We start from the raw sequence: 18,600 nt of genomic DNA on the forward strand, positions 1-18,600 counted from the left end.
CCGAGGCCGAAAAGCGGGAGGCGTTCACCGAATGGCTGCACCACTACAATCACCACCGGTTCCACACCGCCATAGGCGGCCCTCCCGCCTCCCGCGTCACCAACCTCTCAGGTCAATACACCTAGCGGCCGAGCAGGGCCCAGAGCACGACGGCCAGCAGGAGCACCACGCCCAGCGCGACACCGGCGAACACCGGCAGCATGCTCTTCTCCGCGTGGCGGCCCGAACTCGTCAGGCCCAGCGTGTCCGTGGACTCGCGGATCGACGTCATGATCGAGTTCATCGCCTCGGGGCTGTTGCGCAGCCGCTCGTTGATGGACTCCGCCAGCACGTGCGCGCCGGCCTTGAAGTGCTCGCGGGCCGACTCGCGGTCCTGGTCCTCGTCCCCCTCGCCGGGACGCGGCTCGGCCGGACGGGACCCGGAGGCGGCGGTCTGCGCGTTCGTCTCGGGCGCCCACGGGGCCAGCGCCGCGATCCTCAGCATCTTGGTGGCGTTCTCCGCCGTCAGCCGCTCGCTGGGCTCGACCCTGAGCAGGCCGGCGAGCACCGGGGCCAGCGGACCGGCGTTCGCGGCCTCCGCGGGCTCGTCCAGCTGCTCCTGGCGCAGGATCTTGATGTAGCCCTTGCGGTCGTAGGGCGGGTGGCCCTCCACCGCGGCGTAGAGGGTGGCGCCGAGGGACCACAGGTCCGACTCCGGCCCCACCGGTCCGGCCTTCGCGCGCTCCGGCGGGATGTAGGCGGGCGAGCCGATGATGCGGCCCGAGGCGCTCAGCGCCGACTCGCCGTTCCAGGCGGCCAGCCCGAAGTCGGTCAGTACCACCCGCCCGGCCTCGCTGATCATCACGTTCTCGGGCTTGACGTCGCGGTGCACGATGCCCTCGGTGTGGGCGACCTTGAGGGCGTCGATCAGCTGGAGCCCGATCTCGGCCACCCGCTGGTAGGGCAGCGGGCCGCCCACCTGGATGATCTCCTCCAGGGTGGAGGCCTCGACCAGCTCCATGACGATCCACGGCCGGTCGTCCTCGTCCACGACGTCGAGGACGGTGACCAGGCTGGGGTGCGTGAGGCGCCCGGCGACGCGGGCCTCACGGGTGGTGCGCTGGAGGAGGGACTCCCGCTCGGACCGGCTCAGGTCGGCGGGGAGCCTCAGCTCCTTGACCGCGACCTCGCGGTCGATGACCAGGTCGACGGCGCGCCACACGGTGCCGACACCGCCCCTGGCGATCTCCGACATCAGTTGGTAGCGCCCCATGAGCAGGCGTCCCTCAGGACCGGAGTCGCCCATACCGGCTACCTCCGGGCGTGCGGAAGCGCGCGACGCCCTGGGCCGCTGCGTGTGAGGATTGTCTAGGGAGGACACGGTTATCCACGGGTCCATTCACCGGCCATGGTGGCCTCCTGCGGAGCATTGCGGTCGCTGTCACCATGCAGGTGCACGGATCACTCGTTATACCAGCAGGACGCCGAGTCCACGCTGGTAGTTGCCATAACACTGGCACATAGGTTCGCTTTCGTTATGTCCCACGAAATCCTGAGCATGCCGTGACCTGCCTCTCCTTTACCCGCTCTTTCCACTGCCCCGGAGCGGGGGGGGGGGCGCCGGGCGCCCGCACGCTCCGGATCAGGACCAGAGGGACTCCGGGTCGCGGACCTCGACCGGTCCGACCCCGGTGTCGGTGAGCGGCTCGCGGAGGCGCTCCGCGTCCCCGACGACGACCACGACCGCCTCCTCCGGGTGCAGGTACTCGGTGGCGGCCGAGTCCAGGGTCTCCTTGGTCAGCCTCTCGTACCCGGCCCGGTTGCGGTCCACGTAGTCGTCGGGCAGGTCGTGGACGACCATGTCGACCAGGGCCCCGGCGAGGGAGCGCGCCGTCGAGTAGCTGACGGGCAGGCCCACCGTGTTGGACTCGCGCACCGCGGCGAGCTCCTCCTCGGTGACGCCCGATTCGCGGAGCTTGGCGACCTGCTCCAGCGACGACGTCACGGAGTGGGCGGTGGTGTCCGCCTCCACCTGGGTGGACATGAAGAACACCCCGCTGTCGCGGCGCAGGTCGAACCGGGAGCCGGCGCCGTAGGTGTACCCGAGGCGCTCGCGCAGCTCCATGTTGAGCCTGGACGTGAACATGCCGCCCAGCACCTCGCTGACGCCCTCGGCCCGGGGCAGGTCGATCTGCGAGCGGGAGGGTGCGCGGTGCGCGATGACCAGCGCCGACTGGACGGAGCCGGGGCGGTCGACGATCAGGACGCGGGGCAGCTCCCCGGGCGGCGGCGCCGGAACGGCGGACTGGCGCTCCGGGACGGAGACGGCGTCGCCGAACACCGTTTTGCCCAGCTCCTCCAGGTCGATCCCGCTGAGGTCGCCGACGACCACCAGGGTCCCGGCGACGGAGGCGACCGACTCGGCGTGGAAGGACGCCACGGTCTCGGGGGTGATGTCGCCCAGCCGGACCGGGCCTCCCCCGAGCGGGGTGGCGTAGCGGCCGGTGAACAGCTGGCCGCCGAGGCTGCGCATGGCGAGGGTCCCGGCCGTGGCGGCCTCCAGCCAGAACCGCTCCAGCAGCTGCTCGCGGCGCCGGACGATGTCGTCCGGGTTCAGGGCGGGACGGCGGACGGCGTCCGCGAACAGGTGGACGGCCTCGTTGAGGCGGTTGGCGGGCGCGTCCAGGCCGGTGATGAAACCGTCCCAGTTGACGCGGGACATCCACTCCGCGCCGTGGCGCTCCAGGGCGGGCGCCAGGGAGCTGTTGCCGTCGGGGCCGTCCTCCAGCACCTCGCTGGTGAGCACGCTGACGCCCATGGCGTCCAGCGGCTCGACGGCGCCCCCGTGGGGGTGCACGAGGCGGAGGGAGACCAGTTGCTGGCCGGGCACGTCGATGGCGACGACGGTGCCGCCCCCGACGGTGACTCGTTGGGGCTTCGGGAAGGAGTAGGACGCTACGGCACCGAGGTCCGGGCGGGTCTGCGGCATGCTCTGCGACTCTTTCTGCGGCTTGCGGTAACAGGGCCAGGGGTGACGACGCGCCCTAGGAGGCGCCGGGGGCGTGCGCCGCGGCGTCGGCCTCGGCCTCCGCCTGGAGCGTCTCGGCCGCCGAGGACTCCTCGGGGTCGAAGCGGACGACGAGCAGGTTGTCGTCGACCAGCACGCGCTCGGCTGCGGCGCGCACCTCCTCCGCGGTGATGTCGTCCCAGCGCCGGGGCCAGGTGTAGGCGAGCTCCGGGTCGTCGAACAGCTGGGTGCAGCTGCTGATGCTGTCGGCCAGCCCGGAGGGGCTGGAGATGGACTGGAGGTGGTCGCGCTCCATGACGGCGCGGGCGCGCTCCAGCTCCTCCTCCGTCACACCGGAGGCCATCTTGGCGATCTCCTCGCGCACGGCCTCCTCCAGCACGTCGCCGCTGACGCCCTCGCGGGCGAGCATGTTCACCAGCAGGAGGCTGTCGGTGTAGCGGAAGGGCAGGATGTCGGCGGCGCCGCCGCCGTCGTCGGCGGCGATGGGGCGGTCCACGACGAGGGCGCGGTACAGGCGGCTGCCCTGCCCCTGGCCGAGCACGGCCGAGGCCAGGTGCATGACGTCGAACGCGCGCTCGCCGTAGGGGGCGACGCGGTACCCGATGAACACGCCGGCGGCGGGGACCGTCTCGGTGACGGCGTCGCGGACCGGCCCGCCCAGCGGCGCGCGGAGGGCGGCGTCGGGCGCCTCGGGGACGAAGTCCCTGGCGGGGATCGACCCGAAGTACTTCTCGACGCGGGCCAGGACGTCCTCGGGGTCGAGGTCGCTGACCACGGTGAGCACGCAGTTGTCCGGGCCGTAGTGGGCCTTGTGGAACGACTTGACGTAGTCGAGGTCGGCGGCGTCGAGGTCGGCCATCGATCCGATGGTCGGGTGGTGGTACGGGTGGCCCTCGGGGTACGCCAGGCGCAGGATGCGCTCCAGGGCGGTGCCGTAGGGCTGGTTGTCGTAGCGCTGGCGGCGCTCGTTCTTGACGACGTCGCGCTGGTTGTCCAGGACCTCCTGGGTCATGCCGTCGCGCAGCGTCTCCAGGCGGTCCGCCTCCAGCCACAGCACGCGGTCCAGTGCGTGCTCGGGCACCGTCTCGTAGTAGTTGGTGCGGTCGCTCGACGTGGAGGCGTTGATGTCGCCGCCCAGCCGCTCGACCTCCTCGAAGTGCTCGCCCTTGGTCACGTTGCCGCTGCCCTGGAACATGAGGTGTTCGAAGAGGTGCGCGAAACCCGTGCGCCCCGGGACCTCGTGCCGCGACCCCACGCCGTACCACAGGTTGACCGCCGTGACCTGGCCGGTGGAGGCCGCCGCCGTCACCACGCGCAATCCGTTGTCGAGCGTGTACTGACCAACCCGTCCCGCCGCTCCGATGGTGGTCACCAGTGCTGCACCCCGCTTCGCGCTGTCGCCTGAACTGCCGTCCTCCGGGAGGCCTCTGCGCCGTCCCGGACGTCCTCTGCTGTGACGAGTACGACCCTATGGCCTAACGGGACCCGGGGGACACTGGATCGGCGCATCCGGGGGCCGAATCCGGTGCCGGCGCGACGGGGGTCAGCTCCGGTACTCGGTGGTGTCCATGGAGGCGGCGATCTGGTCGTAGACGGCGGAGTGCTGGGAGTCGGCGGACCAGACGTAGAGGAGGACGTCGCTCGTCGGGAGGAACCACATGCGCACCTCGAAGGTGTCGTCGTTGGCGCAGGTGACGTTCCAGACGGAGTGGTGCGACTTGAGGGTGTCGGCGTGTTCGGTGAAGTCGGAGACCCGCAGCTCGGCGTCCTTGATCCCGATGTCGCCGGAGGCGGCGGTGTTGAGGCTGCGGCAGCGGTCGGTGTCGTCCGCCCAGCCGCCCTCCTTGCTGTGGGCGTCGCCCTTCAGCGGCCACTCCTGCGGGTGGTTCTCCGCGGCGTGCGGCGTCAGCTGCACCGACCCGTAGGCGCAGTCGGCCTGGCCGGGAGGGCTCACGCACAGTGTGCCGCCCTGGTTCTGGACGCCCCACCCCTCGGGGACGTCGATGGTGATGCCCTCGACCGTCTCGGAGCCGAAGCCCTCGGGGCCGGGCGGTTCGACCGCCGGGACCATGCCGCTCCCGCCGCGCTCCAGCTCGATCTCGGCTCCGGCGCCGTCCGCGCCACCGGAGCAGGCGCCCAGTAGCAGGAGTGCGGAGGCCGCGACGGCCGTTCCCGCTCCGGCGCGCACGCCTCGCGCCCGATGCCGTCGCCCGTGGATGCCCGCCATGCGTCGTCCCTCTCCCGCGTCCCGTGGTCAGAACCCAGTCGACCATAGCGCTCCCCGGCACACGGTGCGCACCGGTGGATCTCCCCACGTTTCCGGCAGCACCGGCGGCGCGGCCGGTCCGGACGCGGGGGGTGCTGGACACCGGCCACTACGCTGGGCCCATGGTGGACCTCGCGAAGATCACGGAACCCTTGTCCCTCGCCCGGTTCGGGCCGCGCCAGCACGGGCCGCTGGTGCTGGAGCTCGACCTGACGGAGGGGGTCGCCGACGAGGCCCCCGGCGACCCGATCAGCCAGATCATGAACCGGCGCCGACAGCACTACCTGGACATCGTCGAGGGCATCCGCCGCGGCGCCCGCGACCCGAGAGTGGCCGCGCTCCTGGTGCGCGTGGACGCCCGGTCGCTGGGATTCGCCAAGGTGCAGGAGCTGCGCGACTCCGTCGCCGACTTCCGCGCCGCGGGCAAGACCGCCGTGGCCTGGGCCGACTCCTTCGGGGAGACGGGCGAGGGCAACCTCCCCTACTACCTGTCCTGCGCGTTCTCGCGCGTGGTCATGGCGCCCACGGGCGTGCTCGGTCTGACCGGCCTGATGATGCGCGTGACCTTCCTCAAGGGCGCCCTGGACAAGCTGGACGTGTCCTACGAGGTCGGCAGGCGGCACGAGTACAAGAACGCGCTGAACAGCGTTTCCGAGACCGGTTTCACGGAGGCCCAGCGGGAGGCCTCCGACCGGATCGTCTCGTCGCTGGGAGACCAGCTGGTGGAGGCCGTCTCCGCGGCGCGCTCGCTCCCCGAGGAGAAGGTGCGCGAGCTGGTCTCGCGGGGACCGTTCATGCCCAAGGAGGCCCTGGAGGCAGGGCTGGTCGACGGCCTTGCGTACCGGGACGAGGTGTACGCGGAGCTGCTCGGGGAGGTCCGCGCGGCGGCCGGGGGGACCGGGGACGGCCCGGAGCCGGAACTCCAGTTCGTCACCCGCTACCACCGCAAGCACACCCCCGTGCCCCGCCCCCAGGTGGCGGGCGGGTCCGGGTACATCGCGCTGATCTCCGCGTCCGGCGGGATCAGCCTGGGGCGGACCAGGCGGTCGCCGCTGGGCGGCGGCACCGTCATGGGGTCGGACACCGTGACGGCGGCGTTCCGGGCGGCCCGGAGGGACCCCCACGTCAAGGCGGTCGTGTTCCGGGTGGACAGCCGGGGCGGCTCCCCGACCGCCTCCGACGCGATCCGCCGCGAGTCCGAGCTGACCAGCCGGGCGGGCATCCCCGTCGTGTCGGTGATGGGCGACGTCGCCGCGTCGGGCGGGTACTACGTGACCCTGGGCTCCGACGCGGTCGTCGCCCAGCCGGGCACCCTGACCGGGTCCATCGGCGTGATCATCGGCAAGCCCGTCCTGGGCGGGCTGCTGGAGCGGTTCGGCGTGACCAGCGACTCCGTGGCCACGGGTGACCACGCGGGCATGTTCGACACCCGCAAGCCGTTCACCGAGTCCGAGTGGGAGCGTGTGAACGCCCTCCTGGACGAGGTCTACGACGACTTCACCGGCAAGGTCGCCGAGGCGCGGAAGATGACGCGCGAGCAGGTCCACGAGGTGGCCCGGGGACGGGTGTGGACCGGCCGGGACGCGAAGGAGCGGGGCCTGGTGGACGAGCTGGGCGGTCTGGAGACGGCCGTGCGCCTGGCCAGGGAGAAGGCGGACGCGGGCGCCCTGCCCCTGCGCCCCTTCCCGCGCGCGCACCCGCTGGACCGGCTCCGCCAGCACGAGTCGAGCGAGGACGTGGCGGCCTCGCAGCCGCAGACGGTGCTCGGCGCGTGGGGCCCGCTCCAGCACGCGGCCGTGGCGATGGGGCTGCCCGCGGCCGGGCCGCTGACGATGCCCGACGCGTGGGAGATCCGTTGACCGGCCCGTACCTGGAGGCGATGGCGCTGCTGCCCGCCGGGGTCACGGTGGTGACCGTCGCCGACGGCCGGGACGACGTGGGGGCTACCGTCACCGCGTTCGGCTCGGTGTCGGCCGACCCGCCGATCGTGTCGGTCAGCGTGGACTCCGAGGGCTACATGGCCGAGGTCATCGGGGAGACGGGGGCGTTCGTCGTCAACGTGCTGGGCGCCGGCCAGCGCGTGGTGGCGGGCCGCTTCTCCGCCGAGGGGCGCCCCAGCGCCCGGCACCTGGTGACCGACCAGCCGCACCACCGGGGCGAGCGGACCCGCGCGATCGTCCTGGACGACGCCCTGGCGGCACTGGAGTGCTCGGTCCGGCAGCGGCTGGAGGTCGGCGACCACACGGTTTTCCTCGCCGACGTGGTGGGCCTGTCCGGCGTGCGGGGCGAGGGCCCCGCCCTGGTGCGCCGCACCGGCCGCTACCACGCCCTGGCCTGATCCCGGTCGCGGGGGGGGCCGGAGGGGGTCCTCCGGCCCCGACGCCGCGCTCACTCGCGGGCGAGGAGCTCGCGGAAGTGGGCGTGCAGGTGCTCCGCCCCGGGTTCCAGGCCGGTGATGAGGCCGAACGCGTCGCTGGCCTGGAAGACGGCCATGCCGCCGCCGTTGAGGGTGCGGCAGCCGCGCGCCGAGGCCTCGCGCAGCAGCTCGGTGCGGACGGGCCGGTAGACGACGTCGGCGACCCACAGCGACGGGCGCAGCAGCGCGGGGTCCAGCGGGAGCCCGGGATGGTGCGCCATGCCCGTCGGCGTCGCGTGCACCAGGCCGTCGGCCCCGGCGAGCGCGCGGCCGAGCCCGTCCGGCGCTCCGGAACGGCAGTCCGCCCCCGGGAAGCGTTCCGTCAGCCGGGCGGCGAGGCCCTCGGCGCTCGACGCGTCCACGTCGACGACGACCAGCTCCCGCACCCCGGACACCAGAAGGGCGTAGGCCACCGCCGCGCCCGCGCCGCCCGCGCCGAGCACCACGACCCGGTCCTTGGGCGCGTCCGGCAGCTCGTGCCGGAGCGACCGGGCGAACCCGGACCAGTCGGTGTTGTGCCCGACCGCTCCGTCCGCGCCGAACACGACGGTGTTGACCGCTCCCAGGGCCTCCGCCTCGGCGGAGAGCCCGTCGAGGGCGGGCAGCACGAGGCGCTTGCACGGGTGGGTGATGTTCAGCCCGTCGAAGCCGAGCCGGGCGGCGGCCTCCACCAGGTAGCCGACCGAGCGGGGTTCCATCCCGAGCCGGGCGATGTCGATCGTCCGGTAGACGAGGCGGCGCCCCAGTCGTGCCGCCTCCCTCTCGTGCATGGGGGGAGTCAGCGACTGTCCGATCCCGGCGCCGATGAGCCCCGCGAGGAAGGACCGGCCCGCCGCTCCGCGCCGGGTCTCCGTGCCGGTCACAGGGAGCGCTCCGCCCGCTGGGCGGCCATCCGCACGGTGCCGTTGACGGCCCCGTACCCGTTGTAGCCGCCGATGCGCTGCACCACCTCGAAGAACAGCCGCCCGTCCACGGTCGGCGTGTAGAAGTGCAGGAACTCGCCCTCCTCCGACAGGTCGTGGAGGATGCCGCCCTCGCGCATGCGCTCCCGGGTGTCGGGGCGCAGGTCGGTCCGGCAGGCGAGGTCGTCGTAGTAGTTGTCCGGGATGGCCAGGGGCGCCACTCCCGCCTCCCGCAGGGAGCGCGCGACGGCGAAGACGTCGTCGCAGCCCAGGGCGACGTGTTGGGCCCCTCCCCCCGTGTCCGCGTGCGCGTCGCCCAGGACGGACACGTTCAGGGCCACGCGCAGGGCGGACGCCGGGTCGGTGAGGGCGCGGCTGCGTACGAGGCCGTCGGGTGCCGCCATCTCGACGCTCGTGTCCGGGCGCAGGCCGAGCAGTGCGCGGTAGAACAGCGACGCCTCGTCGAAGTGGTCGAAGGGCTGGAGGAGGCCGACGTGGTCGATCCCGGTCAGCCCTGTGCCCCCTCCCTCCCCGCAGCCGTCGACGGGCGGGGCCGAGAAGTCCTCCAGCCAGGGGTCGTCGCCCCCGGCGCCCTCGGCGCAGAAGAAGACCGCTGTGCCGTCCGGCGCGGCGACCGCGCTCAGCTCCGACTCCGCCGGGTCGCGGCGGCGCGGCAGTGGCGGCGCCAGCAGGTCCTCCGCCCGCCGCATCGCGTTGGCCGGGTCCGGGACCGCGATGCCCAGGGCCGTGACGGAGGCGTCGCCGCTCCAGGTGTGTCCGAGCCGGGGGTCGCTGGAGTTGAGCAGGACGCGCGCGTCACCGTTGCGCCACAGCTGCACCGGCTTGGAGCGGTGGTCCCGGGTGTGTGCGAAGCCGAGCGCGCCGAGGAGCACGCGCACGCGCTCCGCCGCCTCGGCGCCGGCCGCCACCTCCACGAACGCGAACCCGGACGGGCGGACCGGTTCGGGCAGCCTGCGCAGCCGCACGGACCGGCGGACGCCCTCCCCTCCGACGACGGCGGGCGCGTCGTCCGCGGACCGGCTCAGCCCGTCCTCCAGCAGCGACAGGGAGCGGAGGGCGTCCGCGGCCGTTCTCCGCGCGTCCGAGGCACGGAAGACGTCGTTGAAGACCTCCAGGGAGAGCGGGCCCGTGTAGCCCGCGGCCAGGACGTGCCCGGTGAAGGAGGTCAGGTCGAACCCTCCCTGGCCCGGGAAGCAGCGGTAGTGGCGGCTCCACTGCAACACGTCCATGGCCATGCGCGGCGCGTCCGCGAGCTGGAGGAAGAAGATCCTGTCCCCGGGGATGTCGCGGATCCCCGAGGGGTCGCCGTCCCGGGACAGGATGTGGAAGCTGTCCAGGCAGACGCCCAGGGACGGGTGGTCGGCCTCCTGCACGAGGCGCCAGGAGTGCTCGTAGTCGTTGACGCGGGTCCCCCAGGCCAGCGCCTCGTAGGCCACGCGCACCCCGTACCCGGACGCCTCCTCGGCGAGCACGCGCAGCTGGGCCGCGGCCCGGGCGTCGTCGTCCAGGGCCGACGGCGTGGCGTTGGAGCACACGAGCACGGTGTCCGCGCCGAGTTCGACCATGAGGGCGAACTTGTCTCGGGCCCGCCGCAGGTTGTGCCGGAACCGGTCGTCGTCCACCCCCTCGATGTCACGCATCGGCTGGTAGAGGTCGATGCCCAGTCCGAGCGACTCGGCGAGCGCCCGCACCCCCCGCGGCCTCAGCGACGACGCGATGAGGTCGTTCTCGAAGATCTCGACGCCGTCGAACCCGGCCCCGGCGGCAGCCCGGAGCTTCTCCTCCAGGGTGCCGCTCAGCGACACCGTGGCGATGGATCGCCTCATGTCCGTCTCCCCTGCTTCCGTGTTCTCGCCCGTGCCTCGTCCGTCTACGATCCGGAGTGCAGCGACTCGTACAGGGCACGCTGATCGGCGTCGAGGTGGTCCGCGAAGTAGTCCCTGGACCTGGTGCGGAACGCGTCCACGTCGACGTCGTCCACGACCTCCATGGCCCCGTCGGCCGCCCACTGGTCGAGGATCTCGGCCTCCGACTCCTCGATGCAGGCGCGGTTCTCCTCCCTGACCTCGCTGACGGCCTCCTGGAGCGCGGTCTGCTGCCCCTCGTCCATGCCCTCCCAGCTCTGGCCGGAGACGACGATGAGCTGCGATCCGATCTGGTGGCTGGTGAGGCTGATGTGGCTCTGGACCTCGTCGAAGCTGTCGGCGGAGATCGTCGGAACGGGGTTCTCCTGACCGTCGGCGGTGCCCTGCTGCAGGGCCAGGTACACCTCCTCGAAGGCGACCGTGGTGGGTGTGGCGCCCATCGCCTCGGCGTTGGCCAGGTAGATCGGGGAGTCGGGGAACCGCATGCGCAGGCCCTGGAGGTCGCCGGGGGTGCGGATGGGCTGGTTCGCGGTGAAGTGCCGGTCGCCGAAGTACCAGGCGTCCAGGATCCTGACCCCGGTCGCGGCCTCGAAGTCCTCCTTGAGCTGCTCGGACTCCTCGGAGTCGAAGTAGGCGAACATCTGGTCGACGTCGTCGAAGGCGTAGGCCGCGTCGAGGACCCCGATCGGCTCGTACGCCGAACCGAGCGCGGCGGACCCCTGGACGTCCATGTCGATGTCGCCCGACATCACGGAGGTGAAGGTCTCGGTGTTGTTCCCGAGCTGGCTGTTGGGGAAGGTCTCGACCGTCACGCCGACGTCGGCGTCCGCGACCCGTTCTGCGACCAGGTCGAGTCCGCACCGGGTGTGCGGGTGGTCCGTGGTGTAGCTGTTGGCGAAGGAGAGGGTGATGTCGCCGTCGGCGCCCTCGTCGGCGCCGCAGCCCGCGAGGGTGAGGGCGGCGATCGGGACCAGCGCCGTCCAGCGGTGGTGGTTGCGCATGCGGTGCTCCTGGGGGGTAGTGCCGCCGGGCGGCGGCGGTGCGGTCGGGCCCGGGGTCCGTCCCCCGGGCGGGTCGCCGTGCCGGTCGGGGTGCGGGGCCGCGGAGCGGGTGTCCCGGGCCCGGCCGGCACGGCTCAGAGGCCGAGGTATCTGGGCAGGAAGAGCACGAGGTCCGGCACGAAGGTGAGCAGGGCCAGGACCAGCAGCAGCGGCACGAGGAACGGCGCCGTGCCGCGGAACACCTCGTGCATGGGGCTCCGGGTGGCCGAGCCGAGCACGAAGAGCACGCCTCCGATCGGCGGAGTGAGCAGTCCGATCATGAGGTTGACCATGACGATGATCCCGAAGTGGACGGGGTCCACCCCGAACTGCACGGCGATGGGCAGCAGGACGGGCACGGTGATCATCAGGGCGGCGATGGGTTCCAGGACCGTGCCGAGGAGGATGAGGACCAGGTTCACCAGCAGCAGGAACACGACCGGGCTGTCGGTGAGCCCCAGCAGGAACGACGCGATGTCCTGCGGGACGCGTTCGCGCGCCAGGATCCAGCCGAGCAGGCCGGACGCCGCCAGGATGATCGCGATCGACGCGGCGGTCGTCGCGGTCTCCACGAGGACGCGCCACAGCGTGCGCAGGGTCAGCTCCCGGTAGAGGAACCCGAGCAGCAGCACGTAGGCAGCGCCGACCGCGGCGGCCTCGGTGGGGGTGAAGAGGCCGCTCAGGATGCCGCCGAGCAGGATGAGGGGCGCGCCCAGCGGGCCGAGGACGCGCAGGACGGCGGTGCGGACCTCCGCGGCCGTGGCCCGCTCGCCGGTCAGGTGCGGCTGTTTGCGGGCCCACAGGTAGACGGCGAGCGAGAGCCCCGCGGCCACGAGGAACGCCGGGACCACGGCCGCGGCGAACAGGGCCGCGGTGGAGACCGCGGCGACGGAGGCGTACACGATCGCCGGGATGCTGGGCGGCATGATCGGGCTGATCAGGCTGGAGGCGGCGGTCAGCCCGAGGGAGAAGCGCCTGGGGTAACCGCGGTCGGTCATGGCGGGGACGATCATCTTGCCCATGCCCGCGACGTCGGCGAGCGCGGTTCCGCTCACCCACGAGAATCCGACGCTGACGCCGATGTTGACGTAGCCCAGGCTGCCCCGGAGGCGCCCCAGCAGCACCTGGGCGAAGCCGAAGATGCGGTCCGCGATACCGGTGTGGTTGGCGGCGACGCCGACCAGGATGAACAGCGGGATGGCCAGCAGGGGGAAGCTGTTGATCTCCTGTGTGGCGGTACGCAGGCTCAGGCCGGTGGACTGGTCGGTCAGGAGGGTGTAGGCGAGGGCCGGTCCGAGGATGGCGAAGGCGATCGGCACGCGCAGGGCCAGGAGGACGACGATTCCGAGGATGACGAGGCCTGCGCTCATCGGGTGGGCTCCTCGTGGTCGGTCTGTGCGGGGGGAAGGGTGTCGGGGGCGGGCGGCCCCGGGAGGAGGACCGCGTTGGCCAGGGCGCGCAGCACGGCCAGACCGAGCCCGACCATCGGGATCACGTAGGTCCAGGACAACGGGATGCCCATCACCGGCGTGGTCTGCGGCCCTCCGGCGAACACGAGGTCGGCGGCGGCCGCGACGAGCAGCGCGCACGTCGCGGCGACGACGAGGTTCGCGAAGATCCACACGGCGCGCAGCGCCCGTCCCCGGGCGACGAAGTCGATGAGCTTGAGGGTGATGTGCTCGTCGCGGCCCACGAGGTGGCCGACGAGGGAGAAGGCCAGCCAGACCAGGCCGAACCGGGCGAGCTCCCCCACCCAGACCCAGCTCTCACCGGGGACGTAGCGCTGACCGGCCTGGACGAGCATCAGCGCGAAGATCATGGTCAGGAGCAGCGCGCCGACGACGAGTTCCGCGGTCTCCAGCCATCGGACGACTGCCGGGCGCGAGCCTGAGGGCCCGTCTCCGGACGTACTGGGGGGATTGTTCATCCCGGGCTCCACTCAACAAACGGGGGGTACATACGCGCTGCTCAGAGACGTGCCCCGATCGGCCGTATGTCGTGGTTGTGAACTCTAGGTTTCGTTTGTCGCGAATGGCAAGCGATTGCCAAAAGTTGCCACGCGGCGTAGAAAGAGCCCCATGAGCCCGGTCAGGAGAAGTACGGTCTACGACGTCGCCCGCGAGGCCGGCGTGGCCGCGTCCACGGTGTCCCGCGCGTTCAGCGACCCGCGGCGGGTCAACTCCGTCACCCGGGAGCACGTCCTGAACGTCGCCGAGCGCCTGGGCTACCGCCCCAACCCGCTGGCCAGCGCGCTCCAGTCGGGCCGCACGGCCACGATCGCGCTCCTGGTCCCCGACATCGCCAATCCGCACTTCTTCGGCACGATACGGGGCGCGGAGGGGCGGGCGAGCGCGTCGGGGATCACCTTCATCCTGAGCTACACCGAGGAGTCCGCGGACAACGAGCGCGAGCAGATCCTGCGCCTGGACCGCTCGGTGGACGGCTTCGTCCTCGCGTCCAGCCGGATGAGCGACGCGACCACGGTCGAGCTGGCCCGGGAGCACAACCTGGCGCTGGTCAACCGGCAGGTCGGGGGGCTCCCGAGCGCGATCGTCGACAACGGTGGCGGAAGCCGGCAGATCATCGACCACCTGGCCTCGCTCGGACACCGGTCCGTGGTGTACCTCAGCGGACCCGAGCAGTCGTGGCAGGCGAAGGAGCGCTGGAAGGGGCTGAGCTCCGCGGCCGGGCGGTGCGGCATGGCGGCGACCCGGCTGGGCCCCTTCTCGCCGCGTGTGGCGGGCGGGGCAGCGGCCGCGGACGCGGCGCTGGTGTCGGGGGCGACGGCGTTCGTCGCCCACAACGACCTGCTCGCGATCGGCATGCTGCGCCGCCTCGCCGAGCGCGGACTGCGCGTGCCGCAGGACCGCAGCGTCGTGGGCTACGACGACATCTTCGGCGCGGACTTCTGCGTCCCGGCGCTGACCACGCTCGCCGGCCCCCACGAGGAGGCCGGTCGCGCGGGTGTGGAGCTGCTGTTGAACCGGGTCTCGCGGGCGACCGCCGGGGAGTCCCCCCGGCAGGTGGTCCTGCCCGCGCACCTGGTGGTCAGGGACTCGACCGGACCCGCCCCGGACTGATCACGGACAACGCCGCGCCCCCATCCCCGCGTGCGCGGGGAGCACATCCGGTACGCCGCGCCGACGTCTCGTACGACCGGACCATCCCCGCGTGCGCGGGGGCCGCTCCATCGGGGGACCCACGCCTGGACGGTGGTGCGCGGGGAGTACAGCTACCGCCCCGGGAACCTACCAGCGGCAGGCGGTCGGTTCCCGGCTTTCCGGGAAACACGTGTCGGCGGCAGCGGAAGGGCGCCGGGGCCGGTGTGCGCACCGGTCCCGACGCCCTCCGCCGTCATGTCCGCCGGGGGTCACCGACCCCCTCCGCGGACTACGCGAGCCCCTCCTGCTCCAGCCACTCCTGGGCGACGTCGGCGGCGTTCTCGTTCTGCACGACGACGCGCTCGTTGAGCGAGGTCAGGGCCTCCGTGGTGAGCGCCGCCGAGACGGCATTGAGGGCGCCTCTGGCGGTCTCGTCCACCTGTTCGCCGTTGATCAGCGGGGTGATGTTCTGGGCGCCGAAGAGGTTCTCCGGGTCCTCCAGGACCACGAGGCCCTCCACCGCGATCTGCGGGTCGGTGGTGAACAGGTTGGCGGCCTGGATGTCGCCGTCCATGAGCGCCTGGGTCAGCAGCGCCACCTCCAGGGAGCGGTACTCGCCGAACTCGACGCCGTAGACGTCGGCCAGGCCCACCACGCCCTGCTGGCGGGTCTCGAACTCCGGCGGGCCCCCGAGGGTCAGCTCACCGGCGACGTCGGCCAGGTCGGCGAGGGTGCTCAGGTCGTGTTCCCGTGCGATCTCGGCGGTGACCGTCACCGAGTCCTTGTTCTCCGCGCTGGAGGAGTCCAGGATCTCCAGACCCTCCGGGAGCGCCTCGGCGACGAGCGCGTTGGTCTCCTCGCTGTTCCCGCTGGGCGCCTCGTCGTCGAGGTAGGCCAGGGTCGCGCCGTTGTACTCCGGGAACACCGACAGGTTCCCGGACTCGATCTGGGAGTAGTACACCTCACGGCTGCCGATGCTGAGCTGGTAGGTGACGTCCACCCCCTCGGCCTCCATGGCCCGGCCGTAGATCTCGGCGAGCAGGGTGCTCTCGGGGAAGTCGGCGGAGCCGATGACGACGGAGCCCGCTTCGGCGCCGCCGCCCCCCTCTTCGTCCTCCGCGTAGGGGTCGCTGCCGCCGCAGGCGGTCAGGAGCGCCGCTGCGAGTGGAAGCCCGATGAGGGCGAGCCTCTTGTGCATGTCCGAACCTTCTCTTCTCTCAGTACTGCGTCAGCAGGCGGCGCCCGAGACCGCCTAGCGCGCCGACGCGGCGGCGGCGCGCAGTCCGGGAGCGACGAGCAACAGCCGCAACCCGGCGAACAGGAGTGTGGTGAGCACTGCGAGCAGCACCACCAGCACGGATCCCCCCAGCATCATCGTCAGGTCCTGGCGGGCCTGGCCGTCGACGATGTACCGCCCGAGTCCGCCCACGCCCACGTAGGCGGCGATGGTCGCGGTGGCGACCACCTGGACGGCCGCGGTGCGCATGCCGATGAGGATGAGGGGGGTGGCCACGGGGAGTTCGAGTCCGAACAGCACCTCGCGGCCACGCATCCCCATGCCGAACGCCGCGTCCCGGAGGCGCGGCTCGACCCCGCGCACGCCCTCGTGGGTGTTGACGAGGATCGGCGGGACGGCCAGCGCGACCAGGGCGCAGACCACGGGCACGAGCCCGATCCCGGCGGCCAGCACGATGAGGAACAGGACGCCGATGGTGGGCAGGGCGCGGGCGAAGTTGGCGAGGCTCGCGGTGAGGAACCCGCCCACGCCGGTGTGCCCGGTCAGCAGCCCGAGCGGGACGGCGATGACGGCGGAGATCAGCAGGCCGAGCAGGCAGTAGTAGACGTGCTCCGCCATGCGGGCGGGGATGCCCGCGCTGCCGGTCCACTGCACCGGGTCGGCGAACCACGCGACCAGTTCGTTCAGGATGTCCATGGCTACCTCTCCGCCGGCGTGGTGCGGTCCGCGTCCGGGGTCCCCGCCCCGGCCCGCGCGGCTGCGGCCTTCGCGGACGCGCGCGCGGCGGCCCTGCGGTCGCGGCCGGAGCCGCCCCCGGCGTCGTCCCCGCGGGCCCAGGGGGTGAGCCGGCGCTGGGCGAGCACCAGCAGAGCGTCGGTGACGAAGGCCAGGAGGACCGTGAGCAGGACGCCGACCACGATGGGCGCGTCGAACTGGCGGCGGAACCCCTCGCTGAGGATCAGCTGCCCCAGCCCGCCCAGACCCACCAGGGACGCGACGCTGACCATGCTGATGGTGGCGACCGACGCCACCCGGAGACCGGCGATGATCACCGGAACGGCCACCGGCATCTCCACGAAGACCAGGCGGCGCAGCGGGCCGAAGCCCATCGCGACGGCGGCCTGGCGCACGTGGTCGGGCACCTGGCGCAGTCCGTCCACCACGTTGGGCAGCAGGATCACCAGGGTGTACAGGGCGAGCGGCACGACGGCCGTCCAGTCGCTGAACCCGGTGTAGGGCAGCATCAGGAAGAACAGGGCGATGGACGGCACCGCGTAGAGCACGTTGACGCCGGTGAGCACCGGCGGGTACAGGGGCTTCCAGCGCACGCACGCGAGCCCGAGCGGCACGGCCAGCGCGAGCCCGATGAGGATGGACAGGTAGGCCAGACGCATGTGCTCGGTCAGCCGGGGCAGGATGCCCCGGTCGGGTTCGCCCGGGTAGCTCCAGTTCGACACGCCCCAGTCGAGGACCCCGGTCGTCCAGTCCCAGGCCGCGCCGATCACTCGGCCACCGACCAGAGCGCGGCTCCCAGGTCTCCCTGGGTGACCACGCCGACCACGCGCCCGCCCGCGTCCACGCCGACGGCGCGCCCGGCCGGGGAGAGGACGGCGGCGTCGAGGGCCGCGCGCAGGGAGTCCGTGCCGACGTCGAAGGTGTGCCCGTAGGGCGCGAGGTCGAGCGAGCCGACCGCGGCCCCGCCGGGGGCGCGGGTGAGCTGATCGGCCCCGGCCCATCCCAGCGGCATGCGGTCGCCGTCGACCACCAGCACCCACGGTTCGCCCTTGTCCCGGGCGGCGGCGGCCACGTCGGACGCGGCGGTGCCGTCGCCGAACACCACGTCCTCGCGCAGCGACAGGTCGCGGGCCGGGAAGAACGACAGCCTCCGGACGCCGCGGTCGTAGCCGACGAAGGACTCCACGAACGCGTCGCGCGGCGAGGCCAGGAGGTTCTCGGGGGTGTCGTACTGGGCGAGCCTGCCGCCCGGCCGGAAGACGGCGATGCGGTCCCCGAGGCGGACCGCCTCGTCGATGTCGTGGGTGACGAACACGATCGTCTTGTGCAGGTCGTCCTGGAGGCGGAGCAGTTCCTCCTGGAGGCTGGCGCGCACGACGGGGTCGACGGCGCTGAAGGGTTCGTCCATGAGCAGGATGGGCGGGTCCGCGGCCAGGGCCCGGGCCACGCCGACGCGCTGCTGCTGCCCGCCCGAGAGCTGGTGGGGGTAGCGCGCGGCCTGGGAGGGTTCGAGCCCGACCAGTTCCATGAGCTCGTCGGCTCGGGCCTTGGCCCTGGCCCTGTTCCAGCCGAGCAGCAGCGGCACGGTCGCGATGTTGTCGCGGACGGTGCGGTGCGGGAAGAGCCCGGCCTGCTGGATGACGTAGCCGATGGATCTGCGCAGTTCGGCGGGGTCGCGTCCGCGGATGTCCTCGCCGTCGATGAGGACGGAGCCCCCGGTGGGTTCGACCATCCGGTTGATCATCCGCAGCGACGTGGTCTTTCCGCTGCCGGAGGGACCGACGAAGACCGTGGTCTGGCCGGTCTCGACGGTGAGGTCCAGGTCGTCGACGGCGACCGTGCCGTCGGGGTAGAGCTTGGCAGCGCCCTCGAATGTGATCATCGGCCGGGCTGTCTCCGTTCGGGGACCGGGGCGGCGTACGGGGACGGTGAGCAGGCCGTCCGCACGCTACCCGTGGGCAGGTGGGTCAAACGGTATGGTCTCGGCCGTGACCCGACCGGGACCTCGTG

Annotated in this window: 16 protein-coding genes and 1 pseudogene; 4 read left to right on the plus strand and 13 right to left on the minus strand. The window is 72.5% G+C overall.

Annotated elements, in window-relative coordinates:
- Nucleotides 1–125: pseudogene (locus Q8791_RS30175) on the plus strand (IS481 family transposase); the annotation flags it as partial.
- On the opposite strand, the gene Q8791_RS30180 reads toward Q8791_RS30175, so the two are convergent.
- The 4 genes from Q8791_RS30180 to Q8791_RS30195 form a co-directional block, all read right to left on the minus strand.
- Nucleotides 122–1,285, minus strand: a complete 1,164-nt coding sequence (locus Q8791_RS30180; RefSeq protein WP_330095252.1) for a serine/threonine-protein kinase — start codon at nucleotides 1,283–1,285, stop codon at nucleotides 122–124. The pseudogene Q8791_RS30175 and the gene Q8791_RS30180 overlap by 4 nt on opposite strands.
- Nucleotides 1,286–1,621: 336 nt before the next feature.
- Nucleotides 1,622–2,968: a M16 family metallopeptidase gene (locus tag Q8791_RS30185; protein ID WP_330095253.1), complete on the minus strand. Its 1,347-nt coding sequence runs from the start codon at nucleotides 2,966–2,968 to the stop codon at nucleotides 1,622–1,624.
- A gap of 55 nt (nucleotides 2,969–3,023) precedes the next feature.
- Complete coding sequence (locus tag Q8791_RS30190) at nucleotides 3,024–4,379, minus strand: M16 family metallopeptidase (protein ID WP_330095254.1); 1,356 nt, start codon at nucleotides 4,377–4,379, stop codon at nucleotides 3,024–3,026.
- Nucleotides 4,380–4,550: 171 nt separating this feature from the next.
- Nucleotides 4,551–5,234, minus strand: a complete 684-nt coding sequence (locus Q8791_RS30195) for a hypothetical protein (protein WP_330095255.1) — start codon at nucleotides 5,232–5,234, stop codon at nucleotides 4,551–4,553.
- Nucleotides 5,235–5,395: 161 nt separating this feature from the next.
- On the opposite strand from Q8791_RS30195, the gene sppA reads away from it, so the two are divergent.
- The gene (gene sppA / locus Q8791_RS30200) at nucleotides 5,396–7,132 is read left to right on the plus strand and encodes a signal peptide peptidase SppA (RefSeq protein WP_330095256.1); all 1,737 of its coding nucleotides are present in this window, start codon (nucleotides 5,396–5,398) and stop codon (nucleotides 7,130–7,132) included.
- A gap of 20 nt (nucleotides 7,133–7,152) precedes the next feature.
- Complete coding sequence (locus tag Q8791_RS30205; protein WP_330095276.1) at nucleotides 7,153–7,611, plus strand: flavin reductase family protein; 459 nt, start codon at nucleotides 7,153–7,155, stop codon at nucleotides 7,609–7,611.
- A gap of 50 nt (nucleotides 7,612–7,661) precedes the next feature.
- On the opposite strand, the gene Q8791_RS30210 is transcribed toward Q8791_RS30205, so the two are convergent.
- The 5 genes from Q8791_RS30210 to Q8791_RS30230 form a co-directional block, all read right to left on the minus strand.
- Nucleotides 7,662–8,552, minus strand: a complete 891-nt coding sequence (locus tag Q8791_RS30210; RefSeq protein ID WP_330095257.1) for a shikimate dehydrogenase — start codon at nucleotides 8,550–8,552, stop codon at nucleotides 7,662–7,664.
- Complete coding sequence (locus tag Q8791_RS30215) at nucleotides 8,549–10,438, minus strand: bifunctional sugar phosphate isomerase/epimerase/4-hydroxyphenylpyruvate dioxygenase family protein (protein WP_330095258.1); 1,890 nt, start codon at nucleotides 10,436–10,438, stop codon at nucleotides 8,549–8,551. The genes Q8791_RS30210 and Q8791_RS30215 overlap by 4 nt, the downstream gene beginning before the upstream one ends.
- A gap of 44 nt (nucleotides 10,439–10,482) precedes the next feature.
- Nucleotides 10,483–11,478 carry a DctP family TRAP transporter solute-binding subunit gene (locus Q8791_RS30220; RefSeq protein WP_330095259.1) on the minus strand — a complete coding sequence of 332 codons (996 nt, stop codon included), beginning with the start codon at nucleotides 11,476–11,478 and terminating at the stop codon, nucleotides 10,483–10,485.
- A 134-nt stretch (nucleotides 11,479–11,612) separates the two neighbouring features.
- Nucleotides 11,613–12,887, minus strand: coding sequence for a TRAP transporter large permease (locus Q8791_RS30225; RefSeq protein WP_330095260.1), 1,275 nt, complete (start codon nucleotides 12,885–12,887; stop codon nucleotides 11,613–11,615).
- The gene (locus tag Q8791_RS30230) at nucleotides 12,884–13,444 is read right to left on the minus strand and encodes a TRAP transporter small permease (RefSeq protein ID WP_330095261.1); all 561 of its coding nucleotides are present in this window, start codon (nucleotides 13,442–13,444) and stop codon (nucleotides 12,884–12,886) included. The genes Q8791_RS30225 and Q8791_RS30230 overlap by 4 nt, the downstream gene beginning before the upstream one ends.
- 151 nt (nucleotides 13,445–13,595) lie before the next feature.
- Here Q8791_RS30230 and Q8791_RS30235 point away from each other — a divergent pair, with 151 nt between their 5' ends.
- On the plus strand, nucleotides 13,596–14,597 hold the full coding sequence (locus Q8791_RS30235) for a LacI family DNA-binding transcriptional regulator (RefSeq protein ID WP_330095262.1): 1,002 nt from the start codon (nucleotides 13,596–13,598) through the stop codon (nucleotides 14,595–14,597).
- 310 nt (nucleotides 14,598–14,907) lie between these two features.
- Here Q8791_RS30235 and Q8791_RS30240 read toward each other — a convergent pair whose 3' ends face one another.
- The 4 genes from Q8791_RS30240 to Q8791_RS30255 are packed head-to-tail and all read right to left on the minus strand — an operon-like array spanning nucleotide 14,908 to nucleotide 18,472.
- A complete protein-coding gene (locus tag Q8791_RS30240) occupies nucleotides 14,908–15,816 on the minus strand; it encodes an ABC transporter substrate-binding protein (protein ID WP_330095263.1) in 909 nt (302 codons plus the stop codon).
- 54 nt (nucleotides 15,817–15,870) lie between these two features.
- Nucleotides 15,871–16,551, minus strand: a complete 681-nt coding sequence (locus tag Q8791_RS30245; protein WP_330095264.1) for an ABC transporter permease — start codon at nucleotides 16,549–16,551, stop codon at nucleotides 15,871–15,873.
- 2 nt (nucleotides 16,552–16,553) lie between these two features.
- Entirely contained in the window at nucleotides 16,554–17,357 is an 804-nt protein-coding gene (locus Q8791_RS30250) for an ABC transporter permease (protein WP_330095277.1), read from the minus strand.
- Complete coding sequence (locus Q8791_RS30255; RefSeq protein ID WP_330095265.1) at nucleotides 17,357–18,472, minus strand: ABC transporter ATP-binding protein; 1,116 nt, start codon at nucleotides 18,470–18,472, stop codon at nucleotides 17,357–17,359. Before Q8791_RS30255 ends, Q8791_RS30250 begins: the two co-directional genes overlap by 1 nt.
- Nucleotides 18,473–18,600: the final 128 nt, after the last annotated feature.

Source organism: Nocardiopsis codii (assembly GCF_036327455.1).
GTDB classification, from domain to species: Bacteria; Actinomycetota; Actinomycetes; order Streptosporangiales; family Streptosporangiaceae; genus Nocardiopsis; species Nocardiopsis codii.